28 protein-coding genes and 1 tRNA gene are annotated in these 25,230 nt (G+C 67.1%); 15 read left to right on the top strand and 14 right to left on the bottom strand.

Annotation, left to right across the window (positions count from 1 at the left end; genetic code table 11):
• Positions 1 to 153 precede the first annotated feature (153 nt).
• The 4 genes from gcvT (at position 154) to C7453_RS12280 (ending at position 5,103) form a co-directional block, all read left to right on the top strand.
• Entirely contained in the window at positions 154 to 1,287 is a 1,134-nt protein-coding gene (gene gcvT / locus C7453_RS12295) for a glycine cleavage system aminomethyltransferase GcvT (protein WP_114727817.1), read from the top strand.
• A 36-nt stretch (positions 1,288 to 1,323) separates the two neighbouring features.
• On the top strand, positions 1,324 to 1,689 hold the full coding sequence (gene gcvH, locus C7453_RS12290) for a glycine cleavage system protein GcvH (RefSeq protein WP_114727816.1): 366 nt from the start codon (positions 1,324 to 1,326) through the stop codon (positions 1,687 to 1,689).
• Positions 1,690 to 1,805: 116 nt separating this feature from the next.
• Complete coding sequence (gcvP, locus tag C7453_RS12285; protein WP_114727882.1) at positions 1,806 to 4,688, top strand: aminomethyl-transferring glycine dehydrogenase; 2,883 nt, start codon at positions 1,806 to 1,808, stop codon at positions 4,686 to 4,688.
• A gap of 226 nt (positions 4,689 to 4,914) precedes the next feature.
• A complete protein-coding gene (locus C7453_RS12280) occupies positions 4,915 to 5,103 on the top strand; it encodes a hypothetical protein (RefSeq protein WP_114727815.1) in 189 nt (62 codons plus the stop codon).
• Positions 5,104 to 5,363: 260 nt separating this feature from the next.
• Here C7453_RS12280 and C7453_RS12275 read toward each other — a convergent pair whose 3' ends face one another.
• Positions 5,364 to 5,618, bottom strand: coding sequence for a hypothetical protein (locus tag C7453_RS12275; RefSeq protein ID WP_220791259.1), 255 nt, complete (start codon positions 5,616 to 5,618; stop codon positions 5,364 to 5,366).
• A 141-nt stretch (positions 5,619 to 5,759) separates the two neighbouring features.
• Here C7453_RS12275 and rpmH point away from each other — a divergent pair, with 141 nt between their 5' ends.
• The 9 genes from rpmH to C7453_RS12230 all read left to right on the top strand — a co-directional run bounded on the left by rpmH (position 5,760) and on the right by C7453_RS12230 (position 12,853).
• Positions 5,760 to 5,894: a 50S ribosomal protein L34 gene (gene rpmH / locus C7453_RS12270; RefSeq protein ID WP_114727814.1), complete on the top strand. Its 135-nt coding sequence runs from the start codon at positions 5,760 to 5,762 to the stop codon at positions 5,892 to 5,894.
• Positions 5,895 to 5,972: 78 nt separating this feature from the next.
• Positions 5,973 to 6,326, top strand: coding sequence for a ribonuclease P protein component (gene rnpA / locus C7453_RS12265; RefSeq protein WP_114727813.1), 354 nt, complete (start codon positions 5,973 to 5,975; stop codon positions 6,324 to 6,326).
• Complete coding sequence (yidD, locus tag C7453_RS12260; RefSeq protein WP_114727812.1) at positions 6,323 to 6,613, top strand: membrane protein insertion efficiency factor YidD; 291 nt, start codon at positions 6,323 to 6,325, stop codon at positions 6,611 to 6,613. Before rnpA ends, yidD begins: the two co-directional genes overlap by 4 nt.
• 21 nt (positions 6,614 to 6,634) lie before the next feature.
• A complete protein-coding gene (gene yidC / locus C7453_RS12255; protein ID WP_114727811.1) occupies positions 6,635 to 8,422 on the top strand; it encodes a membrane protein insertase YidC in 1,788 nt (595 codons plus the stop codon).
• 10 nt (positions 8,423 to 8,432) lie between these two features.
• On the top strand, positions 8,433 to 9,119 hold the full coding sequence (gene yihA, locus C7453_RS12250) for a ribosome biogenesis GTP-binding protein YihA/YsxC (RefSeq protein WP_114727810.1): 687 nt from the start codon (positions 8,433 to 8,435) through the stop codon (positions 9,117 to 9,119).
• A gap of 28 nt (positions 9,120 to 9,147) precedes the next feature.
• Positions 9,148 to 10,077, top strand: coding sequence for an acetylglutamate kinase (argB, locus tag C7453_RS12245; protein WP_174787987.1), 930 nt, complete (start codon positions 9,148 to 9,150; stop codon positions 10,075 to 10,077).
• Between the two features lie 138 nt (positions 10,078 to 10,215).
• Complete coding sequence (gene dapD, locus C7453_RS12240) at positions 10,216 to 11,061, top strand: 2,3,4,5-tetrahydropyridine-2,6-dicarboxylate N-succinyltransferase (protein WP_114727809.1); 846 nt, start codon at positions 10,216 to 10,218, stop codon at positions 11,059 to 11,061.
• Positions 11,062 to 11,072: 11 nt separating this feature from the next.
• Complete coding sequence (dapE, locus tag C7453_RS12235) at positions 11,073 to 12,218, top strand: succinyl-diaminopimelate desuccinylase (RefSeq protein ID WP_170143213.1); 1,146 nt, start codon at positions 11,073 to 11,075, stop codon at positions 12,216 to 12,218.
• A complete protein-coding gene (locus C7453_RS12230) occupies positions 12,215 to 12,853 on the top strand; it encodes a hypothetical protein (protein WP_114727807.1) in 639 nt (212 codons plus the stop codon). The genes dapE and C7453_RS12230 overlap by 4 nt, the downstream gene beginning before the upstream one ends.
• Before the next feature lie 54 nt (positions 12,854 to 12,907).
• Here the strand turns inward: C7453_RS12230 and truA are convergent, their stop codons facing one another.
• From truA to def, 3 genes are read right to left on the bottom strand one after another with little or no spacing between them, the layout of a single operon-like run.
• A complete protein-coding gene (gene truA, locus C7453_RS12225) occupies positions 12,908 to 13,717 on the bottom strand; it encodes a tRNA pseudouridine(38-40) synthase TruA (protein WP_114727806.1) in 810 nt (269 codons plus the stop codon).
• Positions 13,714 to 14,631, bottom strand: coding sequence for a methionyl-tRNA formyltransferase (gene fmt, locus C7453_RS12220; RefSeq protein ID WP_114727805.1), 918 nt, complete (start codon positions 14,629 to 14,631; stop codon positions 13,714 to 13,716). Before fmt ends, truA begins: the two co-directional genes overlap by 4 nt.
• Positions 14,632 to 14,647: 16 nt before the next feature.
• The gene (gene def, locus C7453_RS12215) at positions 14,648 to 15,187 is read right to left on the bottom strand and encodes a peptide deformylase (protein WP_114727804.1); all 540 of its coding nucleotides are present in this window, start codon (positions 15,185 to 15,187) and stop codon (positions 14,648 to 14,650) included.
• A gap of 176 nt (positions 15,188 to 15,363) precedes the next feature.
• On the opposite strand from def, the gene C7453_RS12210 reads away from it, so the two are divergent.
• Both C7453_RS12210 and C7453_RS12205 read left to right on the top strand, forming a co-directional pair.
• Entirely contained in the window at positions 15,364 to 15,852 is a 489-nt protein-coding gene (locus C7453_RS12210) for an Hsp20 family protein (protein ID WP_114727803.1), read from the top strand.
• A 144-nt stretch (positions 15,853 to 15,996) separates the two neighbouring features.
• Positions 15,997 to 16,260 (top strand): DUF1150 family protein, encoded by a 264-nt coding sequence (locus tag C7453_RS12205; RefSeq protein ID WP_114727802.1) that lies wholly within the window; start codon positions 15,997 to 15,999, stop codon positions 16,258 to 16,260.
• A 67-nt stretch (positions 16,261 to 16,327) separates the two neighbouring features.
• Here C7453_RS12205 and hpf read toward each other — a convergent pair whose 3' ends face one another.
• The 10 genes from hpf to C7453_RS18975 all read right to left on the bottom strand — a co-directional run bounded on the left by hpf (position 16,328) and on the right by C7453_RS18975 (position 25,227).
• Positions 16,328 to 16,915 carry a ribosome hibernation-promoting factor, HPF/YfiA family gene (gene hpf / locus C7453_RS12200; RefSeq protein ID WP_114727801.1) on the bottom strand — a complete coding sequence of 196 codons (588 nt, stop codon included), beginning with the start codon at positions 16,913 to 16,915 and terminating at the stop codon, positions 16,328 to 16,330.
• A gap of 87 nt (positions 16,916 to 17,002) precedes the next feature.
• Positions 17,003 to 18,388 (bottom strand): RNA polymerase factor sigma-54, encoded by a 1,386-nt coding sequence (gene rpoN, locus C7453_RS12195; RefSeq protein WP_114727800.1) that lies wholly within the window; start codon positions 18,386 to 18,388, stop codon positions 17,003 to 17,005.
• Between the two features lie 9 nt (positions 18,389 to 18,397).
• Positions 18,398 to 19,189 carry an LPS export ABC transporter ATP-binding protein gene (gene lptB, locus C7453_RS12190; RefSeq protein WP_114727799.1) on the bottom strand — a complete coding sequence of 264 codons (792 nt, stop codon included), beginning with the start codon at positions 19,187 to 19,189 and terminating at the stop codon, positions 18,398 to 18,400.
• Entirely contained in the window at positions 19,189 to 20,148 is a 960-nt protein-coding gene (locus C7453_RS12185; RefSeq protein ID WP_114727798.1) for an LptA/OstA family protein, read from the bottom strand. Before C7453_RS12185 ends, lptB begins: the two co-directional genes overlap by 1 nt.
• Positions 20,145 to 20,918 carry an LPS export ABC transporter periplasmic protein LptC gene (lptC, locus tag C7453_RS12180; RefSeq protein WP_114727797.1) on the bottom strand — a complete coding sequence of 258 codons (774 nt, stop codon included), beginning with the start codon at positions 20,916 to 20,918 and terminating at the stop codon, positions 20,145 to 20,147. The genes C7453_RS12185 and lptC overlap by 4 nt, the downstream gene beginning before the upstream one ends.
• The gene (locus tag C7453_RS12175; RefSeq protein ID WP_114727796.1) at positions 20,915 to 21,964 is read right to left on the bottom strand and encodes a KpsF/GutQ family sugar-phosphate isomerase; all 1,050 of its coding nucleotides are present in this window, start codon (positions 21,962 to 21,964) and stop codon (positions 20,915 to 20,917) included. Before C7453_RS12175 ends, lptC begins: the two co-directional genes overlap by 4 nt.
• 70 nt (positions 21,965 to 22,034) lie before the next feature.
• Positions 22,035 to 22,664: a ribonuclease D gene (locus C7453_RS12170; RefSeq protein WP_114727795.1), complete on the bottom strand. Its 630-nt coding sequence runs from the start codon at positions 22,662 to 22,664 to the stop codon at positions 22,035 to 22,037.
• 224 nt (positions 22,665 to 22,888) lie between these two features.
• Positions 22,889 to 22,975: transfer RNA gene (locus tag C7453_RS12165), tRNA-Leu, on the bottom strand.
• A 112-nt stretch (positions 22,976 to 23,087) separates the two neighbouring features.
• On the bottom strand, positions 23,088 to 25,049 hold the full coding sequence (locus C7453_RS12160; RefSeq protein ID WP_114727794.1) for a Hint domain-containing protein: 1,962 nt from the start codon (positions 25,047 to 25,049) through the stop codon (positions 23,088 to 23,090).
• A gap of 1 nt (position 25,050) precedes the next feature.
• Positions 25,051 to 25,227 (bottom strand): hypothetical protein, encoded by a 177-nt coding sequence (locus C7453_RS18975; protein ID WP_170143211.1) that lies wholly within the window; start codon positions 25,225 to 25,227, stop codon positions 25,051 to 25,053.
• Between the last annotated feature and the right edge of the window lie 3 nt (positions 25,228 to 25,230).

Genomic DNA, 25,230 nt, shown 5'->3' with positions numbered 1-25,230 from the left:
TCTCAGGCAAACCGACAGAAGGGGCATTCGGATCCGGTTGTGGGTTCAGGAGGCTCTGTTCATGTCACGTTGGCCGTCTTTCCTTGTTTTCTCATATTCGGATCGGTGCGATCCGTCCCTCGTGCTTGGCGCTGTCGGCGCCCGGAGGGCGGCATGAGCGATTCGCTGCTGCGCACGCCGCTTTATGACCTGCATCTGTCGCTGGGTGGACGCATGGTGCCGTTCGCGGGCTATGAGATGCCGGTGCAGTACCGCGCCGGCGTGATGGCCGAGCACCAGCACACGCGCACGGCCGCCGGGCTGTTCGACGTGTCGCACATGGGGCAGGCGCATCTGCATGCGCGCTCGGGGCGGGTCGAGGACGCGGCGCTGGCGCTGGAGCGGCTGGTGCCGGCCGATATCCTGTCGCTGAAGACGGGACGCCAGCGTTATACGCAGTTGACCGACGGCAAGGGCGGAATCCTTGACGACCTGATGGTCTCGCGGCTGGGTGATACGCTGATCCTGGTGGTCAATGCGGCCTGCAAGGATGCGGATCTGGCGCATATCGCAGCCACACTGGGCGAGGATTGCATTGTCGAGCCGCTGCCCGATCGGGCGCTGATCGCGTTGCAGGGACCGCAGGCCGGGGCCGTGCTGGCGCGTCTGGCGCCCGCGTCGGCGGACATGCGCTTCATGGATGTGGCGGCGTTCGAGGTGGCGGGCGTGCCCTGCGTGGCATCGCGGTCCGGCTATACCGGCGAGGACGGGTTCGAACTGGGCATGGCGGCCGATGGTGCCGTGCGGGTGGCCGAGGCGCTGCTGGCCGAGCCCGAGGTGGCGCCGGCAGGGCTCGGTGCGCGCGACAGCCTGCGGCTGGAAGCCGGGCTGTGCCTCTATGGATCGGATATCGACCGCGAGACGACGCCGGTCGAGGGCGCGCTGGAATGGTCGATCCAGAAAAGCCGCCGTGCCAGCGGGGCGCGGGCAGGGGGATTCCCCGGTGCCGACATCATTCTGGGCCAGATCGAGGGCGGTGTGAGCCGGCGCCGCGTGGGCATCGCGGTCGAGGGCCGTGCGCCGGTACGGGGCGGGGCGCGGCTGTTCGCCGACGAAGCGGGCACGCAGCCGGTCGGGCATGTGACCTCCGGCGCGTTCGGCCCGACTTTCGGCGGGCCGGCCGCCATGGGCTACGTGGAGACGGCGTTCGCCGCGACGGGCACGCCCCTGTTCGCCGAACTGCGCGGGCGCTACCTGCCGGCTACCGTGGCGGCGCTGCCGTTCGTGGCGCCCGGTTTCAAACGCTGAATTTCAAACGCTGACCTGTTGGATGGAGATCGGAACATGACTGTCTATTACACGAAAGAACATGAGTGGCTGCGCGTCGAGGGTGATGTCGCGGTCGTCGGCATTACCGCCCATGCTGCCGAGGAACTGGGTGAGCTGGTCTTCGTCGAGGCGAAGGACGAAGGCACCGAGGTCGCGCAGGGCGACAGCGCCGCCGTGGTGGAATCGGTCAAGGCCGCGTCGGATATCTATGCCCCCGTGTCGGGCACCGTCGTCGGCTTCAACACGGCGCTGTCGGACGATCCGTCGCTGGTCAACCGCGACCCGGAGGCCGAGGGCTGGATCCTGAAGCTGCGCATCGCCGATGCCGGGCAGCTTGCCGCGCTGCTGGATGCCGATGGCTACGCTGCCCTGATCGGCTGAAGGCTGCTCTGCCGGCGTGCCGATGCGGGTGGTCCCGCGTTTCGGTGTGCCGGCGGATGGTTCGTTAAAACAGTTTCTCGACACCGTTTCTGTTTCTGTCGCGGAGAATATTGATCGTGACCTCCACTTCTCTCTGGCAGGGCACGCAGCCCGCCGCCGATGCTTTCTGTGCCCGCCATGTCGGGCCGGGGGCGCGGGATGTCGCCGCCATGCTGGAGGTCGTGGGCGCGGGCTCGCTCGACGAACTGATGGAACAGACGGTGCCGTCGTCCATCCGCCTGCGTGGCGAGATGGGGCTGGGGGCCGGCCTGTCCGAGCCCGAGGCGCTGGCGCGCCTGCGTACGATTGCCGGCCGCAACCGGGTGATGACGTCCCTGATCGGGCAGGGATATTACAACACGGTGCTGCCGGGCGTCATCCAGCGCAACGTGCTGGAAAACCCGGCCTGGTATACGGCCTATACGCCGTATCAGCCGGAAATCAGCCAGGGGCGTCTTGAAGCGCTGCTGAACTTCCAGACCATGGTCCGCGACCTGACCGGGCTGGATGTGGCCAATGCCTCGCTGCTGGACGAGGCGACGGCGGCGGCCGAGGCGATGGCCCTGGCGCGCCGGGTGGCGAAATCGAAGGCCGACGGGTTCTTCGTCGATGCCGACTGCCATCCGCAGACGCTGGCGGTGCTGCGCACGCGCGCCGAGCCGATGGGCTGGCGGATCGTGGTGGGCGACCCCGAGCGCGACCTGGACCCCGGTGCGGTGTTCGGTGCGCTGTTGCAGTATCCCGGTTCGTCGGGGCTGGTGCGCGATCCGCGCGCCTGGATCGAAAAACTGCATGCGGCGCAGGCCGTGGTGGCGATGGCGGCCGACCCGCTGGCGCTGACGGTGCTGGAATCGCCGGGCGTGCTGGGCGCCGATATCGCCGTGGGCTCGATGCAGCGTTACGGCATGCCGATGGGGGCCGGTGGGCCGCATGCGGCGTATATGGCCGTGCGTGATGCCTACAAGCGCAACATGCCGGGCCGTCTGGTGGGTGTTTCGGTCGATAGCCGGGGCGAACCGGCCTATCGGCTGGCGTTGCAGACGCGCGAGCAGCATATCCGCCGCGAGAAGGCGACCTCGAACATCTGCACCGCGCAGGTGCTGCCGGCGGTGATTTCCGCGATGTATGCGGTCTATCACGGGCCTGACGGGCTGACGGCGATCGCGCGGCGGGTGCATCGTCTGACGGCGATTCTGGCGGCGGGGCTGCGTGCGCTCTCGGTGCGCGTCGAGACGGATGCGTTCTTCGACACGATTACGGTGGCGACCGGCGGCACGGCCGTGCTGGTTCGCGCCCGTGCCGAGGATGCGGGCATGAACCTGCGTGCGATCGACGAGGACCGGGTCGGGATCAGCCTGGACGAGACGACGACGCCGGAGATCGTCCGCGCCGTGTGGCGCTGCTTCTGCCCCGACGCGCAGCGCCTAGCGGCGATGGAGCAGACGCTGTCGGCACCGGACAGCCTGCTGCCGCAGGGGCTGTTGCGGCAGGGTGGGTTCATGACCCATCCGGTGTTCCATGCCCATCGGTCCGAGACCGACATGCTGCGCTATCTGCGCCGTCTGTCCGACCGTGACCTGGCGCTGGATCGCACGATGATCCCGCTGGGGTCGTGCACCATGAAGCTGAACGCGACGGTCGAGATGATGCCGATCACCTGGCCGGGATTCTGCGATATCCATCCTTTTGCGCCCGAGGCGCAGCAGCAGGGTTATGCCGAGCTGTTCCGCGACCTGGAGCGGATGCTCAAGGATATCAGCGGCTATGACGCGGTATCGCTCCAGCCCAATTCCGGGGCGCAGGGGGAATATGCCGGGCTGCTGGCCATTCGCGCCTATCACCGTTCGCGGGGGGATGAAGGGCGCGATATCTGCCTGATCCCGGCTTCGGCCCACGGCACCAACCCGGCTTCGGCCCAGATGGTGGGGATGCGGGTAGTGGTCGTGGCCTGCGACGACCAGGGCAATGTGGACATCGCCGACCTGAAGGCGAAGATCGCGCAGAATGCCGACCGTCTGGCGGCGATCATGATCACCTATCCGTCGACGCATGGCGTGTTCGAGGAATCGGTGGTCGAGATTTGCGACCTGGTGCACGCGGCCGGCGGGCAGGTCTATCTGGACGGCGCGAACATGAATGCGCAGGTCGGGCTGTCGCGCCCCGGTGCCTATGGCGCCGATGTCAGCCATTTCAACCTGCACAAGACCTTCTGCATTCCGCATGGCGGCGGCGGGCCGGGCATGGGGCCGATCGGGGTGGGCGCGCATCTGGCGCCGTTCCTGCCCGGTGCGCCGCAGGACGGCGGGGCGAACGCGGTTTCGGCCGCGCCGTTCGGCTCGGCGGCGGTGCTGCCGATTTCCTGGACCTACATGATGCTGATGGGCGATGCGGGGCTGCGCCGTGCCACCGAGGTCGCGATTCTGAATTCCAACTATATCGCGACCCGTCTGGCCGGCCATTATCCGGTGCTGTATCGCGGGACCAACGGCCGGGTGGCGCATGAATGCATCGTCGACCTGCGCCCGATCCGCGATACGGTCGGGGTGACGGTGGACGATATCGCCAAGCGGCTGATCGACCACGGGTTCCACGCGCCGACGGTCAGCTTCCCCGTGGCGGGTACCTTCATGATCGAACCCACCGAGTCCGAGGGGCGGGTGGAACTGGACCGGTTCTGCGATGCGATGATCGCGATCCGCGACGAGATCCGCGAGATCGAGCAGGGGCGGATGACGGCCGAACAGAGCCCGCTGCGTCATGCGCCGCATACGGTGCGCGACCTGACCGATCCGGACTGGGACCGCGCCTATGACCGGCGGCTGGGCTGCCTGCCGGGCGATGTGGTGCCGGAGTCGAAATACTGGTCGCCGGTCAACCGGCTGGATAACGCCTACGGGGACCGCAACCTGGTCTGTTCCTGCCCCGATATCTCGGTCTATGCCGAGGAAGGCGCGGCCTGACCTGATGTGGGGTGCCGTTCCGCCGGCGTGTCATGCGTGCGGCGCCGGGCCAGGCTCGGCTGCCGTGCGCCTGGCGCCGGGGAGCGGGCATTGTGTTTCAAGAGATTGCGACTGACCCCGAATCGCCTTTGGAAGCCGGCCCGACAGGGTACATGGTCATGATGCATCTGGACGAACCCGCCGCCGCGCGCGGCAAAGAAGAAGGGACGGTCCGGGGGAGGCATAGATGTTCCATATCGGTATGGCGGGACCGAAACGGTCTTTCGCGAACGGCACGTGGCATGCGATCGCCCTGCATCATGACGATCCGGCATGGATCGATGCGCGTGACCGGATGGTGGTCGGGCTGATCTGTTGCGGTCTGCTCAGCGCGTTTCTGATCGACATGGCCGTGCTCTACTTCTCGATGTTCTGAACCTGATTCTGTGGCCGGAGACGCGCGCTGGTGGCGATCCGGCGCGTGTCTCCGGCGCCCTGATGCTCACGGCCATCAAGGCCGCTGCGCTTCGGTGTTCGGAAACACGCGCCGGGCGTGTAGCCGCGCGACGGTCTCGTTCACCAGCCCGCGTTTCCGGGGCGAACCATGCGGCTAAAGCGGCGAGGGCACCCCGTCCCGGTGCGTTGCGCGCACGTTGGATGGAATCGCTAGCTCGCCAGGGCTGCCGACCTTTGTAGTCAGAAGCGAGGGAGGTCTTTCAGGCGTAGGGCGGCCTGTTCTATGGACCGGACGATCTGCTCGGCCAGTTCGCGTACCTTGGGGTCGGCGTGCAGGCTCAGCCGGTCGGCGGCGAGCATGGCCGGCGACAACTGGCCGCGTATATCGTGCAGCACCTTGGCGCGTGATGCCGGGGCGGCCACCGACTCGGCCTGGGTGTCCGAGGGAGGCGGGGCGGAATGATCGTCGTCCGGAAGCGGGTCTGGGCCTTGCATGGAGGCTCTTTTCTTGCACGTTGACGCGCGGGGAAACGGGACGTATAAGGCGCGCCTCAGGTCAGGCGGCCCTCGGGCTGCTCCGGCGCGTCGTGGATATAGCCGCGTCGCGTTTATTCTTGTCAATCGGGGAGTCGCGTCGTGAAGCGCACGTATCAACCGTCCAAGCTGGTCCGCAAGCGCCGTCACGGCTTCCGCGCCCGTATGGAAACCGTCGGTGGCCGTCGGGTCATCGCCAATCGCCGTTCCAAGGGCCGCAAGCGCCTTTCCGCCTGATCCATCAGGTCTGGTTGCGGTCAGGGCCCGGTTCTTCCGATCCGGGTCCGGATAGCGCGTTAGAGGGGGCTGCGAAGAGTGGCCGACCGTTCCGTCCGTCTCAAGAAGCGTGCCGAGTTCCTCCGGATTGCATCCAAGGGGCGCAAGGTGCCGTCTCCTGGACTGGTGCTTCAGGCATTGGGCCGTGACGATGCCGACCCGGCACGGGTCGGATTCACCGTAACGAAGAAAGTCGGCAACGCCGTCATTCGAAATCGCACACGCCGCCGTCTGCGCGAGGCCGTGCGGATCGTCGTGACGCGTGAGCAGCAATTGACGGGTGTCGATCTGGTCGTGATCGGCCGTGACGGGACGCGCGGGCGCGCGTTCTCCGCCCTGGTCGAAGACCTGCGGCGGGCCCTGCGCAAGGCCGGCGTGCGGGGGGCGGAATGATCCGTCTGGTCCGGGCCGCGACGGTCTGGACACTGGTCGGGGCGATTCGCGTCTATCAGCGGTTCGTCAGCCCGCTCCTGGGGCCGAATTGCCGTTTCGTGCCCTCGTGCAGCGAATATGCGCAGGACGCGATCCGCACCTATGGCCCCTTGCGGGGCGCATTTCTGGCCGGTTGGCGGATCTTGCGTTGCAATCCGTGGAATATCGGCGGATACGATCCCGTGCCCACCCGAGAGCAGGCGCATGCCTCCTGCTGTTCGTCCCCCCGCAGTTCTTCCCATAGATAACGAGAGTCTGGCCGGTCGCTGATGGATACCAAGCGCTTAATCGTGGCGACGTTGCTTTCCGCCATGGTCCTGGTTGGCTTCGAATATTTCATGCCGAAGCAGACCCATCAGGAGGTCGCGCAGCAGGCTGCGCAGACCAACCGGCAGACGCCGCCGTCCGACGCGCGCCGTCCGGCGGCACCCGTCGCGGGCGTCAGTTCGCAGCCGGTTTCGGTTGCGTCGCCGCAGGCGGAAACGCGGTTGGAGATCGACGCCCCGGCCGTGCGCGGGTCGATCGACCTGCTGGGCGCGCGGCTGGATGACATGGTGCTGCGCGACTATCACGAGACGGTGGCCGCCGGCAGCCCGCTGGTGCGCATCCTCGAAGCCGCGCACGACCCGCAGCCCAATTACGTCGAGATCGGCTGGATGAACCTGGCCGGCGGCCAGGTGCGCGTGCCCGATGCCAGCACCGTCTGGACCGCCGACGCGCCGAAGCTGACGGCCGACCATCCGGTGACGCTGTCGTGGGATAACGGCGAAGGCGTGACCTTCCAGATCGTCGTCGGCATCGACGCGCATTACATGTTCGCGATCGAGCAGCGGATCGTGAACCATTCGGCCCAGCCGGTGTCGCTCTATCCGTTCGCCCGCGTCAACCGTGCCTACACGCCCGAGGAAACGGGCGGGTATCTGGTGCATGAGGGGCCGATTTCGGTCGTTGACGGGCGGCTGGACGAGAGCAGCTACAAGAGCCTGCGCACCGGTGCGACGCCGCCGGGCAACACGTCCTGGACCAAGGCCGGGCAGGGCGGATGGGCCGGCATTACCGACAAATACTGGCTGACCGCCGTGGTGCCCCAGCAGGGCGTGCCGGTGACCGGCAGCTATGGCTATCAGGCCAATGGCGGGGCGGGCGTCTATCAGGTCGGCTTCATCGCGCAGACGCCGACCGTGGTGGGGGCGGGTGCGACGGCCTCGACCGCCAGCCATGTCTTTGCCGGCGCCAAGGAAGTCAACCTGCTGGAGCAGTATCAGTCCAGCCTGCATATCCCGGATTTCTGGAAGGCCGTCGATTTCGGCTGGTTCGCGTTCCTGACGCGGCCGATCTTCTATGTGCTCGACTATCTGAACACGCTGCTGGGCAATTTCGGCCTGGCGCTGATGGCCTTCACGCTGCTGGTCAAGGCGCTCTTCTTCCCGCTGGCGACGCGGCAGTTCCGCTCCATGGCCCGGATGCGCAAGCTCCAGCCCAAGGTGCAGGAGATCCGCGAGCGGTACAAGGGCGACCAGATGGCGATGAACCAGCACATGATGGCGCTGTACAAGACCGAAGGCGTCAATCCGGCTGCCGGCTGCCTGCCGATGGTGGTGCAGATTCCGGTGTTCTGGAGCCTGTACAAGGATCTGTACATCACCATCGAGATGCGGCATGCGCCGTTCTTCGGCTGGATTCACGATCTGTCCGCACCGGACCTGACCAATCTGTTCAATCTCTTCGGCCTGATCCCGTGGGACCCGAACGTGCTGTCGCCCTACCTGCAACTGGGTGTGTGGCCGATCCTGTTCGGGGTGACGATGTTCCTGCAACAGAAGCTGAACCCGGCGCCGATGGACCCCGCGCAGCAGCGCGTGTTCCAGGTGATGCCGGTGCTGTTCACCTTCTTCATGGCGCGTCAGCCGGCTGGCCTAGTCATCTATTATTGCTGGAACAACCTGCTGACGATGGCGCAGCAGATGGTCATCCAGCGTCGTATCCAGGGCGCGACCAAGCCGACCGCGGCCGTGGTGGCGCCTACGCCCGCGCCGAAGCCGGCCAAGCGGAAATAAGGTTGGTCTGATGTCGGAGTTCGTCACCCCCGCGCCTTCGCCCGAGGAGCAGGAGCGCCTGCGCGAAGCGGGGCGGCTGCTGTTTGCCGGGCCGTGCGACTTTTTCTTCGGGGCGCAGAAGCTGGAGCAGCTTCCGCCGATCACGGTGCCGGAGATCGCCTTCGCCGGGCGGTCGAATGTCGGCAAGTCCAGCCTGATCAACGCCCTGACCGGGCGCAAGGCGCTGGCGCGCGCCTCGTCCGAGCCGGGGCGCACCAAGCAGCTCAATTTCTTCAACCTCGGCGACCGGCTGACGCTGGTGGACATGCCGGGCTATGGCTACGCCAAGGCCGCGAAGGATGTGAAGGAAGACTGGCAGGGCATGATGTTCGCGTATCTGCGCGGGCGGCCGACGCTTCAGCGCGTCATCCTGCTGCTGGATTCGCGGATCGAGATCAAGGCGTCGGATCGCGAGATCATGACCCTGCTGGATCGTGCCGCCGTGACGTTCGAGATCGTCCTGACCAAGTGCGACGCACTCAAGCCCAGCCCGCTGGAAGCCAAGCGCGCCCAGGTGGCCGATCTGGCGCGCCAGCATCCCGCCGCCTATCCGGAAATATTGCTGACCAGCAGCGAGAGCGGGCTGGGCATGCCCGAACTGCGGGCCGGCCTGGCCAGTCTGGCCCTGCCGCCGGCGGACGAACCGGTTTTATCCTGATCACGAGCACAAGACAGGGCACGACCCGATGAGCCAACCGACAAGCGAGACTACCGGCGATATCGTCCAGACGATGAAGGACGCCCAGGAGCGCGCCGCCGTGCTGGCCCAGGCGCTGCCGTTCCTGCGTCGCTATGCCGGCGATACGATCGTGGTCAAATATGGCGGCCACGCCATGGTGGACGATTCCCTGTCCAACGCCTTCGGGCATGATATCGCGCTGCTGAAGCTGGTCGGGGTCAATCCCGTGGTCGTCCATGGCGGCGGGCCGCAGATCAGCGCCATGCTGAACCGGCTGCAGATTCCCTCGACCTTCGTCGACGGCCTGCGGGTGACCGACGCCGCGATGGTCGATGTGATCGAGATGGTCCTGGCGGGCAAGGTCAACAAGCAGGTGGCCGGGCTGATCAACCAGGCCGGCGCGCTGGCCGTGGGCATCTCGGGCAAGGATGGCGGCCTGATCGCCGCGCGCCGCCTGCGCCGCACGGTGCGCGATGCCGACAGCCAGATCGAGCAGGTGCTGGATCTGGGCTTCGTGGGCGAGCCGGTGCGCATCGACCCCCGCGTGCTCTATGCCCTGTCGGGGTCGGGGCTGATTCCGGTCGTGGCTCCCGTGGGCATCGGCGAGAAGGGCGAAACCTACAATATCAACGCCGACACGGCGGCCGGCGCGATTGCCGGGGCCGTGCATGCGACGCGGCTGCTGATGCTGACCGACGTGCCCGGCGTGCTGGACGAAAACGGCGAACTGATCCCGGAACTGACGGCCGAGGAAGCACGGCGCGGCATCGCCAGCGGCATGATCAGCGGCGGCATGATCCCGAAGGTGGAAACCTGCCTGGAGGCGGTGCGTGCCGGTGCCAAGGCGGCGGTGATCCTGGACGGGCGGGTACCGCATGCCTGCCTGCTGGAGCTGTTTACCGAGGCTGGTCCGGGTACGCTGATCCGCGGCGAATAAGGCGAGGCGGGCCTGTGGCGACGCATCGCAAGATGCGTTGACAGGAGGGGGCATCCTTCGCATGGTCCCGCCACATAGCGAAACACATGGCGAAAATGGGCGCCGGCCGGGCCGGCGCGGACAGAGGATTGCAGGAATATGAACGACGCACACGCCCTTCGGACCCATATCGAGGCGGTGTGGGAACGGCGCGATACCCTGTCCTCCGCGACGACGGGTGCCGACCGCGAGGCGGTCGAGCAGGCGCTGGCCGGGCTGGATGCCGGCACGCTGCGCGTCGCCGCCCCCTCCGATTCCGGCTGGGTGGTCAATGAATGGCTCAAGAAGGCGGTGCTGCTGTCGTTCCGGCTGAATGACAGCGCGGTGATGCCGGGCGCTCCCGCGCCGTTCTACGACAAGGTGCCGCTGAAGTTCGCCGACTGGGACCAGGCGCGCTTTGCCGAGGCCGGCTTCCGTGCCGTGCCTGGCGCGATCGTCCGGCGTTCGGCCTATGTCGCGCCCGGCGTGGTGCTGATGCCCAGCTTCGTCAATGCCGGCGCGCGCGTCGAAAGCGGCACGATGGTCGATACCTGGGTGACGATCGGAAGCTGTGCCCAGATCGGGCGCAATTGCCATATCAGCGGCGGCGTGGGCATCGGCGGCGTGCTGGAGCCGTTGCAGGCCGCCCCCGTGATCATCGAGGATGACTGCTTCATCGGCGCACGGTCGGAAGTGGCCGAGGGCGTGATCGTGGAGCGCGGAAGCGTCCTGTCGATGGGTGTGTTTCTCGGCGCCTCGACCAAGATCGTCGATCGGGCGACGGGCGAGGTGTTCGTGGGCCGCGTGCCGGCCTATTCGGTCGTGGTGCCCGGCACGCTGCCGCCGCGTCAGCCGACAGGGCCCGATGGCGCGCCGCTGCCGTCGCTGGCCTGTGCCGTGATCGTCAAGCGTGTGGACGAGCGCACGCGCGCCAAGACCTCGATCAACGAATTGCTCCGCGATTGACCGGCGCCGTCATGGAGCCGGAACTGGTCGATGCGCTGCATCTGGCGCAGGAACTGATCCGCGCGCCATCCGTCACGCCCGATCGCGGCGGGGCGATCGGCGTGCTGGGCGACGTGCTGCGCCGGCTGGGGTTCGATGTCATCGACCTGCCGTTCGGTGAAGGGGCGGAGCGCACGGCCAACCTGTTCGCCCGGCTGGGCATGGTGGGTCCGCATCTCTGTTTCGCCGGCCATACCGACGTGGTGCCGCCGGGCGACGAAGGCTGGACCACGGGGCCGTTCGATGCCGCCGTGCGGGGTGACGTGCTGTACGGGCGCGGCGCCTGCGACATGAAGGGCGGGATCGCCGCCTTCGTCAGCGCGGTGGCGCGGCACCTGGGGGGCGGCAAGCCGCTGAACGGGTCGATCAGCCTGCTGATTACCGGCGACGAGGAAGGCCCCGCCACCTACGGCACCGTGAAGGTGCTGGAATGGATGGCGGCCAATGGCCAGATCCCCGATTTCTGCATCGTCGGAGAACCGACGAACCCCGAGCATATGGGCGATGTGGTCAAGATCGGGCGGCGCGGCAGCCTGAATGCGCGCATCGTCGTCCATGGCATTCAGGGTCACGTCGCCTACCCGCAACGGGCCGACAACCCGATCCACCGGTTGATGGCGATCCTGTCGGACCTGACGGCCCATCCGCTGGACAAGGGGTCGGAGTGGTTCGAGCCCTCGAGCGTGCAGGTCACGACTGTCGATGTGGGCAACACGGCCACCAACGTCATTCCGGCCAGGGCAACGGCCCGGTTGAACATCCGGTTCAACGACCTGCACACAGGCAAGGATCTGGCACGATGGATTACCGAGACCGTCCGGGCGCGCGCGCCGGGGGCGGAGATCGATATCCGTGTCAGCGGTGAAGCGTTCCTGACCCCGCCGACGCCGCAACTGGGCCTGCTGGTCGAAGCCGTGCAGGACGTGACGGGGCATCAGCCCCGGCTGGATACGGGTGGCGGCACGTCGGATGCGCGCTTCATCAGCCGCTATTGCCCGGTCGCCGAATTCGGCCTGGTGGGCGCCAGCATGCACAAGGCGAACGAGAATGTGTCCGTCACCGACCTGCGGACGCTGACCGATATCTACGCGGCGTTTATCGAAAGGCTGATGGGATGACGCAGGGACGCGGCGCGCCGCCCCGACCGATGCCCGGCTCCCCCGGGGGTATCTTCCGGGGCATGATGCTGCTGGGCCGTGGCAGGCGTGACGGCATGAGCTGTTTCGGCAACACCCCCGATGCCGTGCTGGCGGCGCTGGCGCCCCGTGTCGCCCTGTGGCTGGTCGGCGGCGTGCTGACGCTGGCGCAGGCGCCGACGATGTTGAGCGGCGCCAAGATCGTGTTCTCGCTGTGCCTGGTTCTGACGCCGGTGGTCCTGACCCACCAGTTGGCCCGTCTGTGGGGGCGCGAGGCCCTGTGGCCGCGCTACATGGCGGCGGCCCTGTGGTGCGACTGGCTGGTCCTGTTCGTGATGCTCGCGGCGGTCGCGGTCGTCGCGGGCCTTATGCCCGCCGCAGTGGGCGTGACGCGTTCGGCGCTGCTCCTGAACGGGATCATATTCGCCTATAATCTCTGGCTGACCTGGTTTGTCGCGCGGGCGGGGCTGGCACTGGGGGTATGGCGGGCGCTGCTGGTGGTTCTGGCCATTGCCGCCGCCATCATGGCGTTGAGCGGGGTCTCGTCCGTGCTGCCGCCGCATTATGCGCCATGGCAGGATTTTCTGGCGCTGCCGTCGGGGCACGGCGGCCGATAGGCCGCATGTCCCGGACGGGCGGGGAATCCTCCCCGGCTGCTCGGGCCCGTGCGGTCAGGAAGACAGGCTAAAGGGGTCGGGATCGTAGCCGACGCCGGTCAGGTACAGCCCGTCCGGCGGTGCCGTGGGGCCGGCGGCGCGGCGGTCGCAGGCGCGCAAGGCCTCGCCGACGCGCTCGGGGGCCCAGGTGCCTTCGCCCACCAGTTTCAACGTGCCCACCATGTTGCGGACCTGATGGTGCAGGAAGGAGCGGGCTTCGGCTTCGACCGTGATTTCTTCGCCGTGGCGGATGACCGCCAGCCGGTCCAGCGTGCGCAGCGGGCTTTTGGCCTGGCAGGCGCTGGCACGGAAGGATGTGAAATCGTGGCGGCCCAGAAGCTGTCGCGCCGCCTCGTTCATCGCGTCGATGTCGAGGGCGCGCTTGACCAGCCAGACGCGGCCTTCGTCGAGCGCCAGCCGGCCGCGCCGGTTCACGATCCGGTAGCGATAAAATCGGCGGTTGGCGGAAAACCGGGCGTTCCATGCGCTATCGACCGGCATGGCCTGAAGAATGGCGACCGGGTGGGGCTTCATATGGAAATTCAGCGCATCACGGACCTTGGAGCCCGTCAGTCCGGTGCCCGTGGGAAAATCCAGATGCGCGACCTGACCGGTTGCATGCACGCCGGCATCGGTGCGGCCGGCGGTGATGCTGGCGACGGGGCGACCCGCCGCCAGGCGGCCCGCCGCCTCTTCCAGCACCTGTTGCACGGACAGGCCGGTGATCTGGCGCTGCCAGCCGACGAAGGGGCGGCCGTCATATTCAATCCGGACGGCCCAGCGCTCTACGGCCGGTTCGGGCGCGGTACCCGCGTCGGCGGTCACGAGCCCAGGACCGTTCCGGGCGCTACGGCTTGGCCGCGCAGGAACGAATCGGCATCCATCATGCCGCGACCGGGCCGTTGAATGCGCGTGATGCGGAGGGCGCCCTGACCGCAGGCCACGGTCAGCGCGTCGTCGAGAATGGTCCCCGGTGGCGCGGAACGGGGGGCTGAAACAAGGGCGGCACCGCCGATCTTCAGAACCTGCCCGTCCAGGGTGGTAAAGGTGCCGGGCCAGGGGGTCAGCGCCCGGATCTGCCGGTCCAGCGCGGCGGCGTCGCGCGACCAGTCGATGCGCCCGTCCTCGCGCGTCAGGCGGCCCGCGTAGGTTACACCCTGTTCCGGCTGGGGCTGGCCGGGGCCGACCGGCTGGCTCAGGGTCGTCACGATCAGGCGTGCCCCCATGGCGGCGAGCGCGTCATGCAGTGTGGTGGCGGTGGTGGTCGGCGTCAGCGCAACCTGGTCGGACAGCAGCATCGCGCCGGTATCCAGCCCTTCGTCCATGCGCATGATGGTGACGCCGCTCTCGCTGTCGCCGGCCAGGATCGCGGCCTGGATGGGGGCTGCGCCGCGCCAGCGGGGCAGCAGGCTGGCATGGATGTTCAGGCACCCCAGGCGCGGGGCATCGAGCATCGCCGCCGGCAGGATCAGGCCGTAGGCGGCGACCACGGCGGCATCGAGGTTCAGGTCGCGGAAGGCGGCGTGTTCGTCCGCGTTGGTCCGCAGGCGCGCGGGCGTGCGCACCGGCAGGCCAAGCGTCTCGGCGGCCTGATGGACGGGCGACAGGCGGACCGACTGGCCGCGCCCGGCCGGCCGGGGCGGCTGGCTGTAGACGGCGGCGATCTCGTGCCCTGCCGCGTGGAGGGCGAGCAGCGCGGGCACCGCGAAATCGGGGGTGCCCATGAAGGCCAGGCGCATGACGGGTCTCCAGCCTTTATCGTTTCTGGCGCTGTTCCTTGGCCAGGCGCCGCATGATCATGTTGCGCTTGAGCGTGGAGAGATGATCGACGAAGAGGATGCCCTCCAGATGGTCGATCTCGTGCTGGATGCAGGTGGCCAGCAGATCGTCGGCCTCCATCTCCTGCTGGGCACCGTCCAGGGTGCGGTAGCGGATGCGCACCTGCTGGGGGCGGACGACCTCGGCATACTGGTTCGGCAGCGACAGGCATCCTTCCTCGCGTGAGACGAGGGTCTCCGATTCCGCGATCACTTCGGGATTGATCAGGACCAGCGGTTCGCGCTGCCGTTCCTCGCCCAGGTCGACGATGGCGAAGCGCAGGCCCATGCCGACCTGCGGCGCGGCCAGGCCGATGCCCGGCGCCTCGTACATCGCGGCGAACATGCGGGGCAGGGCGTCGCGCAGCATCGGCTCGTCCTCGGGCCGGACCAGGCGGGTCTTCTGGCGCAGGATGGCCTGGGGGGCCACCAGGATCGGCATGGGCGTGGCGGCGGCGATTTCGTCGTGACTGATCATAGGGGCGATGTAGCGATCCTGGCGCGCGCGCGCCAGTAGGAACGCGCGCGTCAGGCAGCATGGCGGCGCGGCGTTCCCGCGCGGCCTTGCGGAACGGGCCGGGCGTCCCATATCATGACGACGCGGACGCCGAAGGCGGGTCCGCGTGATCGTCTCGCTCGGTTGAGGAGGCCTTGATGTCGGGTAGACTTTTTGGATCCCCCATGTTTCTGGGGTTTGACCATCTGGAACAGATGTTGGAACGCGCGTCGAAAGGGACGGCCGATGGCTATCCCCCGTATAATATCGAGCAACTGAACGCCACGTCGCTCCGGATCTCGCTCGCAGTTGCGGGATTCGTGATGGATGATCTGCAGATCACGCAGGAAGACAATCAGCTTGTCATCCGTGGACGGCAGACCGACGACACGCAGGGGCGCGTTTTCCTGCATCGGGGCATTGCCGCGCGGCAGTTCCAGAAGGCGTTCGTGCTGGCCGAAGGGATCGAGGTCAGTGGGGCCTGGCTTGATAATGGCCTGCTCCATATCGATCTGGTAAGGCCGCAGCCCGAAGTCCGCGTGAAGCTGATCGAGATCACGCAGGGACGTTCGGGCGGGGCACCGACCGAGATCGACCTGCCGAAAGCCCGCCCACAGCGCGTCGTGCGGGCGCTTGAGGACGATTGAACGGCCTGCGGGCCGTGAAGTCCGCTTTTTTAGATCTCCAGCTATCGACATGGCCGTCAGCCCGCGAACAATGACACGACAGGCGCGCTGGCCAACGGGACGATCGCCGCATGATGGGGAATCGTCCTTACGGAGGATCGAATCATGAGAATTACGACACAGAACGGGCAGGTCGTGCTCCAGGCCGACCATACGCCCATGGCCGCCGATGTGCGTCATCTGACGGATATCCAGATGCGGGCGCTTGGAGTCTCGCGGGTTGCCTATATCAAGCCCGTGATCATCGAGGGGGAAGATGCGTTCGCCATCCACGCGGCGGACGGAACCCCGATGGCCCTGACCGAGGACCAGGAGACGGCCGTGGAGGCGATCCTGCAACACGAGATGGTGCCCGCCCTGCTGCACTGAGCTGCCCCTGCCAGACCGGCCGGGACGATACCAATCGTCCCGGCAGCGGGGTTGCCCCCCCCCGGCGTCAGCCGGGAGACGGGTCCAGCCAGCCGATATTGCCGTCCTGCCGGCGATAGATGACGTTGATCTGCTCGCTGATGCTGTTGCGGAACATCAGCAGGGTAGAGGCCGCCAGATCGAGGCGCATCACCGCCTCGCTGACGCTCAGCGTGGCGATTTCCGACGGGCGTTCGGCAATGATGGTGGCATGGGCGCCGGAATCCTGCGCCGCGCCGTCCGCCGCCAGCCCGGAATCGTCGGAGGGGCGGAGGATGTAGCTGCGCCCCATTTCCGGTGATTTGCGGCGGGGCAGGGTGCGGATATGGTCGTTGACCCGCTCGCGATAGCGGCGAAGGCGGCGGGCCATGTGTTCGGCGGCATCATCGAAGGCGCCGTGGGCATCCGTGCCTTCGCCCTCGCCCCGCAGGGTCAGGCCCCGCGCGGCGTGAAGATTGATATCACAGGTAAAGAAGGACCGCGCGCGGCTGAAGGTGACCTGGGCTTCCAGGGCGCGATCGAAATATTTGTCGGCAAGCCGATCGAGATGGCCCGTAACTCGGTGTTTCAGGGCGTCGGAGAGGTCGATCTGTTTGCCAGCGACACTGATCTGCATGTGACATCACCCCTTGCATGGAGGAGCGTCCGAAACCGGACGGAACCGTGCCGGCGGTCCGTAATGCGTGTTCCACCGGGCATGGCGTCAGGCTTCGAAAGCCTTTTCCCGTTTTCTCTGCGCCGAATTGGGTATCCTCAGCGCATCGCGGTATTTGGCCACGGTTCGGCGGGAAATGTCTATTCCTTCCTTTCTTAAATTGTTCACGATTGCATCGTCGGACAGGATGTCCTGATCGGATTCCTGTGAAATTAACAGCTTGATCCGGTGCCGCACGGCCTCGGCGCTATGATCGCCGCTGCCCGTGCGCCCAGGGATGGCGGTGGTGAAGAAATATTTCAGTTCAAACAGGCCGCGTGGGGTGGCGATGTATTTGTTCGCCGTCACCCGGCTCACGGTGCTTTCGTGCAGCCCGACCGCCTCGGCGATATCGCGGAGCACCAGTGGCCGCAGGTGGCTGACGCCATGGGCCAGGAAATCGCTCTGCCGGCGCATGATGGCGGTGGCCACGCGGATGATGGTTTCAGCCCGCTGCTGAAGCGCGCGGACCAGCCAGTTGGCACTGGCCAGGCGTTCGGTCAGGAAGGGCCGGTCCGCGTCACGCAGCGCGGTTCGCAGGGTCAGGGCCGAATTGACCACGACGCGCGGCATGGTGTCGGGATTGAGCTCGATGATCCAGTCATCGTCCGCTGCCGGCAGCATCAGGATGTCGGGTACGATGATGCAGGCTTCGTGCGTCGTCGCGTCCAGCGCCGGGCGGGGCGACAGGGCGCGGATTTCCGCGATCATGGCGGCCAGATCGTCCTGGTCGACGCCGCACAGGGTGCGCAATCGGCGCAGGTCGCGCCGGGCCAGCAGGTCCAGGTGCCGCAGCAGCATGGCCATCGCCGGGTCCAGCCGGTCGCGCTCCCGCAGTTGCGCGGCCAGGCATTCGCCCAGATCGTGAGCGAACAGGCCGGTCGGTTCGAACTGCATCATGGCCAGGCGTACCCGTTCGACCTGCGCCGCTCCGGCGCCCTGGGGCCCTATGCCGAAAGCCTGAATGCCGAGCGCCTGGGCGATATCGGCGGAAGGCGTGACCAGACGGCCGTCGGCATCCAGCAGGGTAATCAGGTGGGCGGCGATCCGCCGCTCGTCGGCATCGAAGGGGGACAGCCGTACCTGCTCCGCCAGTCGTTCGTGCAGCGGCGGGGCGGGGCCGGCCAAGCCATCCTGCGGATCGTGCCATGTACCCGGAGTCCGGGACGTGCCGAGCATGGGCAGGACGGGGTGGCGCGGTATGCCCTCCAAGGCCGGCAACGATGCGTCGGCCGTCTCGGGGCGCTCCAGCAGGGGGTTGCGCTCCATCTCCTGCTCGACCACGGACCAGGCGTCGAGATTGGAGAGTTGCAGCAGCAGGATCGCCTGCCGCAACTGCGGCGTCATGACCAGGGATTGGGCCTGCCGGAGGGCAAGCTTGGGTCCGATCGTCATGGCGGGCGGTCAGAGGGAGAAATTTTCTCCCAGATAAACCCGCCGCACGTCCTCGTTGGCGACGATCTCCTCGGGGCGGCCTTCCATCAGCACCTGGCCGCTATGCATGATATAGGCGCGGTCGATCACTTCCAGCGTCTCGCGGACATTGTGGTCGGTGATCAGCACGCCGATTCCGCGATCCTTGAGGTGCGAGACCAGATCGCGGATTTCACCCACCGCGATCGGGTCGATGCCGGCCAGGGGCTCGTCGAGCAGGATGTAATGCGGCTGGCTGGCCAGGGCGCGAGCGATTTCCAACCGCCGCCGCTCGCCGCCCGAGAGGGCCAGCGAAGGCGAGCGGCGCAGATGAGAAATCCCGAATTCGCCCAGCAGGCCGGTCAGCATTTCCTCGCGCCGGTCAGGGTCGGATTCCACGACTTCCAGCGCCGCCATGATGTTCTGTTCGACGTTCAGGCCCCGGAAGATGCTGGCTTCCTGCGGCAGGTAGCCAATGCCCAGTCGGGCGCGGCGATACATCGGCAGGCGCGTGATATCGGTGCCGTCCAGGGTGATCGAGCCGCTGTCGGGCTGTACCAGTCCCACGATCATGTAGAAGCTGGTGGTCTTGCCCGCGCCGTTGGGGCCCAGGAGGCCGACGGCCTCGCCGCGATTGACCTGGATCGAGACGTTCCGGACGACGGGGCGCTTCTTGTAGCTCTTGCCGATGCCGTTGGCGATCAGTCCACTGAGGGCGCTGCCGAAGGAGGCCCCGGCGGCATTCTTTGCCTCGTCGGACAGGGCGTAGGGGATGTCGTTCATCAGTGGGTTCCGGCAGGAGGGGGATTGGCCTCGTTGGGGACGATCAGGCCGCTGACCCGTCCGCCCGGCCGTTCGGTCATCGTGGCGATTCCGGTACGCATGTTCACGATTGCCGCCGCTCCGCTGATCTGGTTCTGGCCCCGCGTGATATGCACGTTGCCGACAATCCGCGCGATTCCCGTGTCGGGAACGTAGACGCCACGGTCGCCGGTCACGGTCTCGGTCTGCGTGCGGACGAACACATGGCCGAATGCGTTCACTTTTTCCAGCTTCCCCGAACCCGTCAATGGCTCTCCACCATGCCCGGCGGGTTGCGGGGAGGCAGGTTGCGCCGCCGGCTGGTTCGGCGCGCTGTAGCCGACCAGCACGTCGGCTCGGATCTGCCGCCCGTCATTGGTGGTGACCGTGGCATCGCCCCTGCCAACGGACATCCGGGTCTGGGAATAATATTCCATCGAATCCCGGGCTGTCAGGACATCCTGCGGGGTGGTCAGTTTCAGCCCGTTGCCGGTCAGGACCATCACCGCCTGATCGATGTCGTAAACCGCCTTGTCGCCCCAGGCCTGGTCGGTATCGGTGAAGATATGGACATGCCCCAGCGCGTTGAGGCGATAGACCTCGTTGGCGCCCGATCCGGCCTCCATGCCCTGGGCGCCGTCGGCGGCGGGCTGGGCCGGGGGCTCGGCAGGGGCGGCTGCGCCGGCTGCGGCCTTCTTGCGGTAGAAGGCGATCAGGCGGTCGGCGGTCACGGTGACGTTGCCCCTGGTGGCCTGGGCCTTGTCATAGGCGGTGACGGTCTGGGTCTTCTGGTCCCAGTCGAAGCCGCCGGCCGCCGTGACGTTGATCTGGCCGCCATGCGACAGGTCGATGGCCTGGGCGCACGCGCCGCCCGAAGGAAGAAGGAACGCCGAGGCGCCTAGGAACAGGAACGCGGAGGCGACCTTTGCGGGGGCGGTCATCGACTGGGCTCCGTCTGGGGGGCTTGGGGAGGGGCCGGCGCGGGGCCGGCATGGGCGTCGTCGTTCAGGATCAGCCGTCCCGGACCACGGAACTGGGCAATCCCTTCATGCTGGGACAGCAGGAATCCCTGCGCGTCCAGCATGCCGAATGGGCCCTCGGCATGCACCCACTGGTCGGATGCGATGATTCCCTGCCTGAGATCCATATCGGCGGTGACCCCGGTCATGATCACGCCGTCCTCGCGGTAGAGCGATACGTCCTGCGTCAGGTCCAGTACCTGTTCCCGTTGCAGATACACGCCCTGGGCGGCGCTGACCATCATCCAGTCCCCGCCCTGGGTCTGGGTGTCGGCGGCCGGGCGGGTCAGGTTGATGCGGTCCGGGCCGATCTGCTGGGCCTGGTCGGCGGTGATCATGAATGGCCGGTCGTGCTCGTCCAGCCCCCGATAGACGGCACCGAGCATGTTGCCGCTGGAGACGCGCAGGCTCTCCATCTCGCGCAGGGCGCCACGCTGCATGTTGATCAGCCGGTCGACGGCCGGCCACACGGCGATCGATCCCAGCAGCAGCAGGGCCGCCGCCGGCAGGGCCCATTTGGCCCAGCGGACCAGGCGCTGGCGCCGGGCGATGTCGCCGGGCCGGAGCACGCGCCGCAACCGGGACGTATCCTGGTGCAGCGCCGACCGCTGCCGCGCGACCTGATCGGCGGAGCGTGCGAAATCCTCGCGCCGGGGCGGGCTTTGGCCGTCGGAGGGCGGGGGAGTGCTCATGCCACGCCCGCGCGCAGCAGGTCATGGACATGGAGGATGCCGACCGGAACGCCCTCGCCATCCAGCACGAACAGGCTGGTGATCGGGCGGGCGCGCGCATTCATCAGCCGCAGCGCCTCGGCCGCCAGCACGTCGGGTCCGGTGGTCAGGGGCTCGGTGTTCATGATGTCCGCCGCGCGGGTAAGGTCCAGGTCGCGGTCCAGGACGCGGCGCAGATCGCCGTCGGTGATCAGCCCGCACAGCCTGCCGTCGGCGCCGACCACGCCCATGCAGCCGAACGCCTTGCGCGTCATTTCCATGATGACCTGGCGCAGCGAGGTGTCCGGCGTGCCCAGCGGCATGATGCCGCCGCGATGCATCAGGTCGGCGACCCGGCGCAGCCTCGTGCCCAGCCGCCCGCCGGGATGGAAGATGCTGAATTCGGTCGCGGAGAAACCCCGCCGCTCCAGCAGGACCACCGCCAGGGCATCGCCCAGTGCCAGTTGCATCATCGACGAGGTGGTGGGGGCCAGACCCATCGGGCAGGCTTCCGGCGCATCGGGGATGATCAGGGGGATGTCGGCGGCGCGCGCCAGGGTCGATTCGATACGTGTCGTGATCGCCACCAGCAGCAGGCCGTAGCGCCGCGTATGCGCCACGATGTCGGCCAGTTCCGCCGTTTCGCCCGAATTGGACAGGGCCAGCACGGCATCGCCCGGCTGGAGCATCCCCAGGTCGCCGTGCGAGGCTTCCGACGGATGGACGAAGACCGAGGGCGTGCCCGTGGAGGCCAGCGTGGACTGGATCTTGCGGCCGATCTGTCCGGACTTGCCGATGCCCGTGACGACCACGCGCCCCGCCAGGGTGGAGAAGGCCGCGATCGCTCGCGTGAATGTCTCGCCCAGGGGCGGCGTGTCGTCGCCGTCGCGCGCGGGGGCGCGCAAGGCGGCTGCCATCTGCATCAGCCCGTCGGTCTCGCGCGCCAGCACCCTGCACGCTGCCGCGATGTCCGTGTCGGACTGGCCGGAATCGGAAGCGTTACCGATGGGAGGGGCGGATTGGGTCATGCCAGAGGTGTATTGCCATGGCGGCGGTCCAGGTCAAACGGAACGATGGAGCGCGCGGGGGAAAGGGGCGTCATGCCCGGTGGGCGAAGATGTCCGGCTCTTCGTATCCCAGCAGGTCCAGCCGCGCACGGGCGGGCAGAAAATCGTAGCAGGCCTGGGCCAGGTCGCGTCGGCCCTCGCGGTGCAGAAGCGCTTCCAGTCTGGCCCAGAGCGCATGCAGATACAGCACGTCCGATGCGGCGTAGACTTTCTGCTCGGGCGTCAGGTCCGGCGCACCCCAGTCGGATGTCTGCTGCTGCTTGCTCAGGTCCACCCCCAGCAATTCGCGGCAGAGCTGCGCCAGTCCGTGGCGGTCGGTGAAGGTGCGGACCAGTTTGGAGGCAATCTTGGTGCAGATGACCGGGGCGACGGTGACGCCGAGCGTGTGCTGAAGGATCGCCACGTCGAACCGCGCGAAATGCATCAGCTTGGTGATGGCGGGGTCGGCCATCAGCCGGGCAAGGTTGGGGCTGGGGGTGCCGGGCAGGATCTGCACCAGATGGGCGGCGTTGTCTCCGGCCGAGATCTGCACCAGGCACAGGCGGTCGCGATGCGGTTTCAATCCCATCGCCTCGGTATCGACGGCGATCGGGCCGTGAAAGGTCACGTCGGCAGGCAGGTCGCCGCGATGCAGATAGATCGTGGGCGCGGTGGCAATCATGCGTAAATCCCCACAATGCAGGCGTAACGACCAAAAATGAAAGGACAGTCCATGATTCCCAACCCACAAGACGCATGTCCGCGCCGACACGCCGTCATGAGCGGAGGCCGGTGCAGTGACGGACATATAATATCGGAAGCGCCGTTGCGCGAGAGGGATGCCGATCAGTTGCCCGAAGGCTCTTATGTCGCCCGAGCGGGCAATGCCTGATCCGGCTGAAGAGATGGTGCCCAGAAGAAGACTCGAACTTCCACGACCTTGCGGCCACAGGTACCTGAAACCTGCGCGTCTACCAATTCCGCCATCTGGGCTTAGAAGGCCCCCGTTTCCGGGGTGGTGAGGGCGTTTAACCTGAACATACGGAGCGGTCAACTCCGTATGTTCATAATTCTTTACAGGGCATGACGCCGCCCCGCCGATCCGTCAGGCGATGCGGGCGACGGCGTCCGCATCGGTCCCGGAGACGATGTAAGGGCCGCCCGCCCTGACCTCCAGCGCCAGCAGCGCCATGCGATCCGATCGACGTGCGCCGAGCGGCAGGGTGGCGTTCCCTGTGGTCCAGCGCAGCCTGTCCTGCCACGACGTGGTCCAGCCATGCCGTTCGTTCGCGCTCAGATGGGCGGTCAGAGCGGTCGAGTGGCTGCCTTCGAAGAGCGTGATATCGCCGATCAGGACGCCCAGATGGCGGCGGTCGTCGACGAAGGGACCGATGACGTCGCTGGGCCTGCTGGTGCGCGAGACGATGCGGACCTCCTGGATGTCGGCGGGGAGCATGAACAGGACGTGCTCGCCGTTCTGGCGGACGGGCCGGATGATGGCGCCCGTGCCGGTGACCAGATGCAGGTCCGTGTCGTCGGTGAGGGCATGGTCCGGCTCGCGCGTCGGCGCGCCGATCTGCGCGGCGCGGGCCGCGATCCGCCGGAACAGGGGTTCGACGAAGGGGCGGCTGACATCCAGCGGGCAGGCCGCGTCATTCCAGGTCAGGGCGCGGTCGGGGGCCAGGCTGGCGACCCGCCCGTGCTGCCGGAAGGCCTGGCGGTTTCCGGTATCCAGATAGCTCTCGGTCAGCACGCCGTCGGCCATGACGATGGCATGGTCCTCGGTCTCGATATGGTAATAGGCATAGGCGGGGATGGAGCGGTCGTAGAAGATCGATTGTCCGTTTGCCAGCATGCGCGCCGGCACGAACGCGCCGTTGAAGAACAGGCAATGTTCCGAGGTGATCAGCATGTCCTTGTAAGGCACGCCGTCGGCGAAGGCGTCCTTCACGATGCGCAGGGGCCAGCCGGCTTCGTCCCCGGCCGGCCGCGGGCGGACATGGACGCGCGCCATGCCGGCCCAGACGATCGTGCGCGCGACCGGCTGGCCGTCGACATAGGCCAGGATGGTGTCGCCGGTCGAAAGCTCTTCCACCGCGACGTCGCCGGTCGGCGTCCGGATCATGGTGCCGGCCAGGAAGCACGCTTCGTAGGCGGCGCCCTTGTTGACCGTCAGGGTCTGGTTGACGACGCTGGGGGCGGTGATGCTGCCGCCGGAATTGACGGTGACGCTGGCAGTGCCATCGCCGCCGGCGAAGGCGCTGCCGTTGAGCGTGCCGGTCGTCCAGCCGGAAGTGTAGGATTCGGTGAAGACGTCGTTGGTGGAAGAGCCACCGGCATAGATGGTGGTGACTTCCGATTCGTAGGTGTTGTTCTGTGTGACGCCACCCGAATAGACGTTGAGGTAGCCGTTTGCGGTATAGGAATTCTCGATGGTGCCGCCGGCGCTGACATTGATTGTCGGGCCGACATTGCCGTAGGCGGCGACGGCGGTGAGGCCGGAGACGACGGCGCCGCTGGTCACGTTGAGGGTGGAGCCGCTCCACAGATTGACCGGACCGCTGACGGTTGTGGAACCGCTGGTATAGACGGTGACGCCGCTGGCATTGAGCGACGCGGTCCACGGCCCGCCTGAAATGGTCGTGGCCGTATTGGTGATCGCTGGAGGCGCGGCCGGCGTGGTCGCGGACTCGTAGGAAGCCCCCTTGTTGACCGTCAGGGCCTGGTTGGCGACGGTGGGGTCGGTGATGCTGCCGCCGGAATTGACGATGATGTAGCTGCCTCCGTCGCCACCGGTGAAAGCAGTGCCGTTGAGCGTGCCGGAGGTCGTGCCGGAGGTGTAGGATTCGGTGAAGATGTCCCTGGTGGACGAACCGCCGGCATAGATGGTGGTGACCTCCGATTCGTAGGTATTGTCCTGTGTGATGCCACCCGAATAGACGTTGAGATAGCCGTTGGCGGTATAGGAATTCTCGATGGTACCGCCGGCGCTGACATTGATCGTCGCGGCGACCCCGCCGTAGGCGGCGACAGCGGTGAGGCCGGAGACGACGGCGCCGCTGGTCACGTTAAGGATGGCGCCCCCCCCATAGATTGACCGGACCGCTGATGGTGGCGGAACCGCTGGTATAGACGGTGACGCCGCCGGTATTGAGCGACGCGGTCCACGTCCCGCCCAAAATGGTCGTGGCGGTATTGGTGATCGTCGGAGGAGGCAGGGGGACTGTCGAGGATACGGTAGCCATGGC

This window comes from Gluconacetobacter liquefaciens (assembly GCF_003350405.1).
GTDB lineage: Bacteria > Pseudomonadota > Alphaproteobacteria > Acetobacterales > Acetobacteraceae > Gluconacetobacter > Gluconacetobacter liquefaciens.
This window is presented reverse-complemented; position numbering and strand designations above follow the sequence as displayed.

Bases quoted from the DNA above. Each gene is read 5' to 3' on its own strand.
- gcvT (WP_114727817.1), top strand. From the start codon at position 154: ATGAGCGATTCGCTGCTGCGCACGCCGCTTTATGACCTGCATCTGTCG.
- gcvH (WP_114727816.1), top strand. From the start codon at position 1,324: ATGACTGTCTATTACACGAAAGAACATGAGTGGCTGCGCGTCGAGGGT.
- C7453_RS12280 (WP_114727815.1), top strand. From the start codon at position 4,915: ATGTTCCATATCGGTATGGCGGGACCGAAACGGTCTTTCGCGAACGGC.
- C7453_RS12275 (WP_220791259.1), bottom strand. From the start codon at position 5,618: ATGCAAGGCCCAGACCCGCTTCCGGACGACGATCATTCCGCCCCGCCT.
- yidD (WP_114727812.1), top strand. From the start codon at position 6,323: ATGATCCGTCTGGTCCGGGCCGCGACGGTCTGGACACTGGTCGGGGCG.
- yidC (WP_114727811.1), top strand. From the start codon at position 6,635: ATGGATACCAAGCGCTTAATCGTGGCGACGTTGCTTTCCGCCATGGTC.
- yihA (WP_114727810.1), top strand. From the start codon at position 8,433: ATGTCGGAGTTCGTCACCCCCGCGCCTTCGCCCGAGGAGCAGGAGCGC.
- argB (WP_174787987.1), top strand. From the start codon at position 9,148: ATGAGCCAACCGACAAGCGAGACTACCGGCGATATCGTCCAGACGATG.
- dapD (WP_114727809.1), top strand. From the start codon at position 10,216: ATGAACGACGCACACGCCCTTCGGACCCATATCGAGGCGGTGTGGGAA.
- dapE (WP_170143213.1), top strand. From the start codon at position 11,073: ATGGAGCCGGAACTGGTCGATGCGCTGCATCTGGCGCAGGAACTGATC.
- C7453_RS12230 (WP_114727807.1), top strand. From the start codon at position 12,215: ATGACGCAGGGACGCGGCGCGCCGCCCCGACCGATGCCCGGCTCCCCC.
- fmt (WP_114727805.1), bottom strand. From the start codon at position 14,631: ATGCGCCTGGCCTTCATGGGCACCCCCGATTTCGCGGTGCCCGCGCTG.
- def (WP_114727804.1), bottom strand. From the start codon at position 15,187: ATGATCAGTCACGACGAAATCGCCGCCGCCACGCCCATGCCGATCCTG.
- C7453_RS12210 (WP_114727803.1), top strand. From the start codon at position 15,364: ATGTCGGGTAGACTTTTTGGATCCCCCATGTTTCTGGGGTTTGACCAT.
- C7453_RS12205 (WP_114727802.1), top strand. From the start codon at position 15,997: ATGAGAATTACGACACAGAACGGGCAGGTCGTGCTCCAGGCCGACCAT.
- hpf (WP_114727801.1), bottom strand. From the start codon at position 16,915: ATGCAGATCAGTGTCGCTGGCAAACAGATCGACCTCTCCGACGCCCTG.
- rpoN (WP_114727800.1), bottom strand. From the start codon at position 18,388: ATGACGATCGGACCCAAGCTTGCCCTCCGGCAGGCCCAATCCCTGGTC.
- lptB (WP_114727799.1), bottom strand. From the start codon at position 19,189: ATGAACGACATCCCCTACGCCCTGTCCGACGAGGCAAAGAATGCCGCC.
- C7453_RS12185 (WP_114727798.1), bottom strand. From the start codon at position 20,148: ATGACCGCCCCCGCAAAGGTCGCCTCCGCGTTCCTGTTCCTAGGCGCC.
- lptC (WP_114727797.1), bottom strand. From the start codon at position 20,918: ATGAGCACTCCCCCGCCCTCCGACGGCCAAAGCCCGCCCCGGCGCGAG.
- C7453_RS12175 (WP_114727796.1), bottom strand. From the start codon at position 21,964: ATGACCCAATCCGCCCCTCCCATCGGTAACGCTTCCGATTCCGGCCAG.
- C7453_RS12170 (WP_114727795.1), bottom strand. From the start codon at position 22,664: ATGATTGCCACCGCGCCCACGATCTATCTGCATCGCGGCGACCTGCCT.
- C7453_RS18975 (WP_170143211.1), bottom strand. From the start codon at position 25,227: ATGGCTACCGTATCCTCGACAGTCCCCCTGCCTCCTCCGACGATCACC.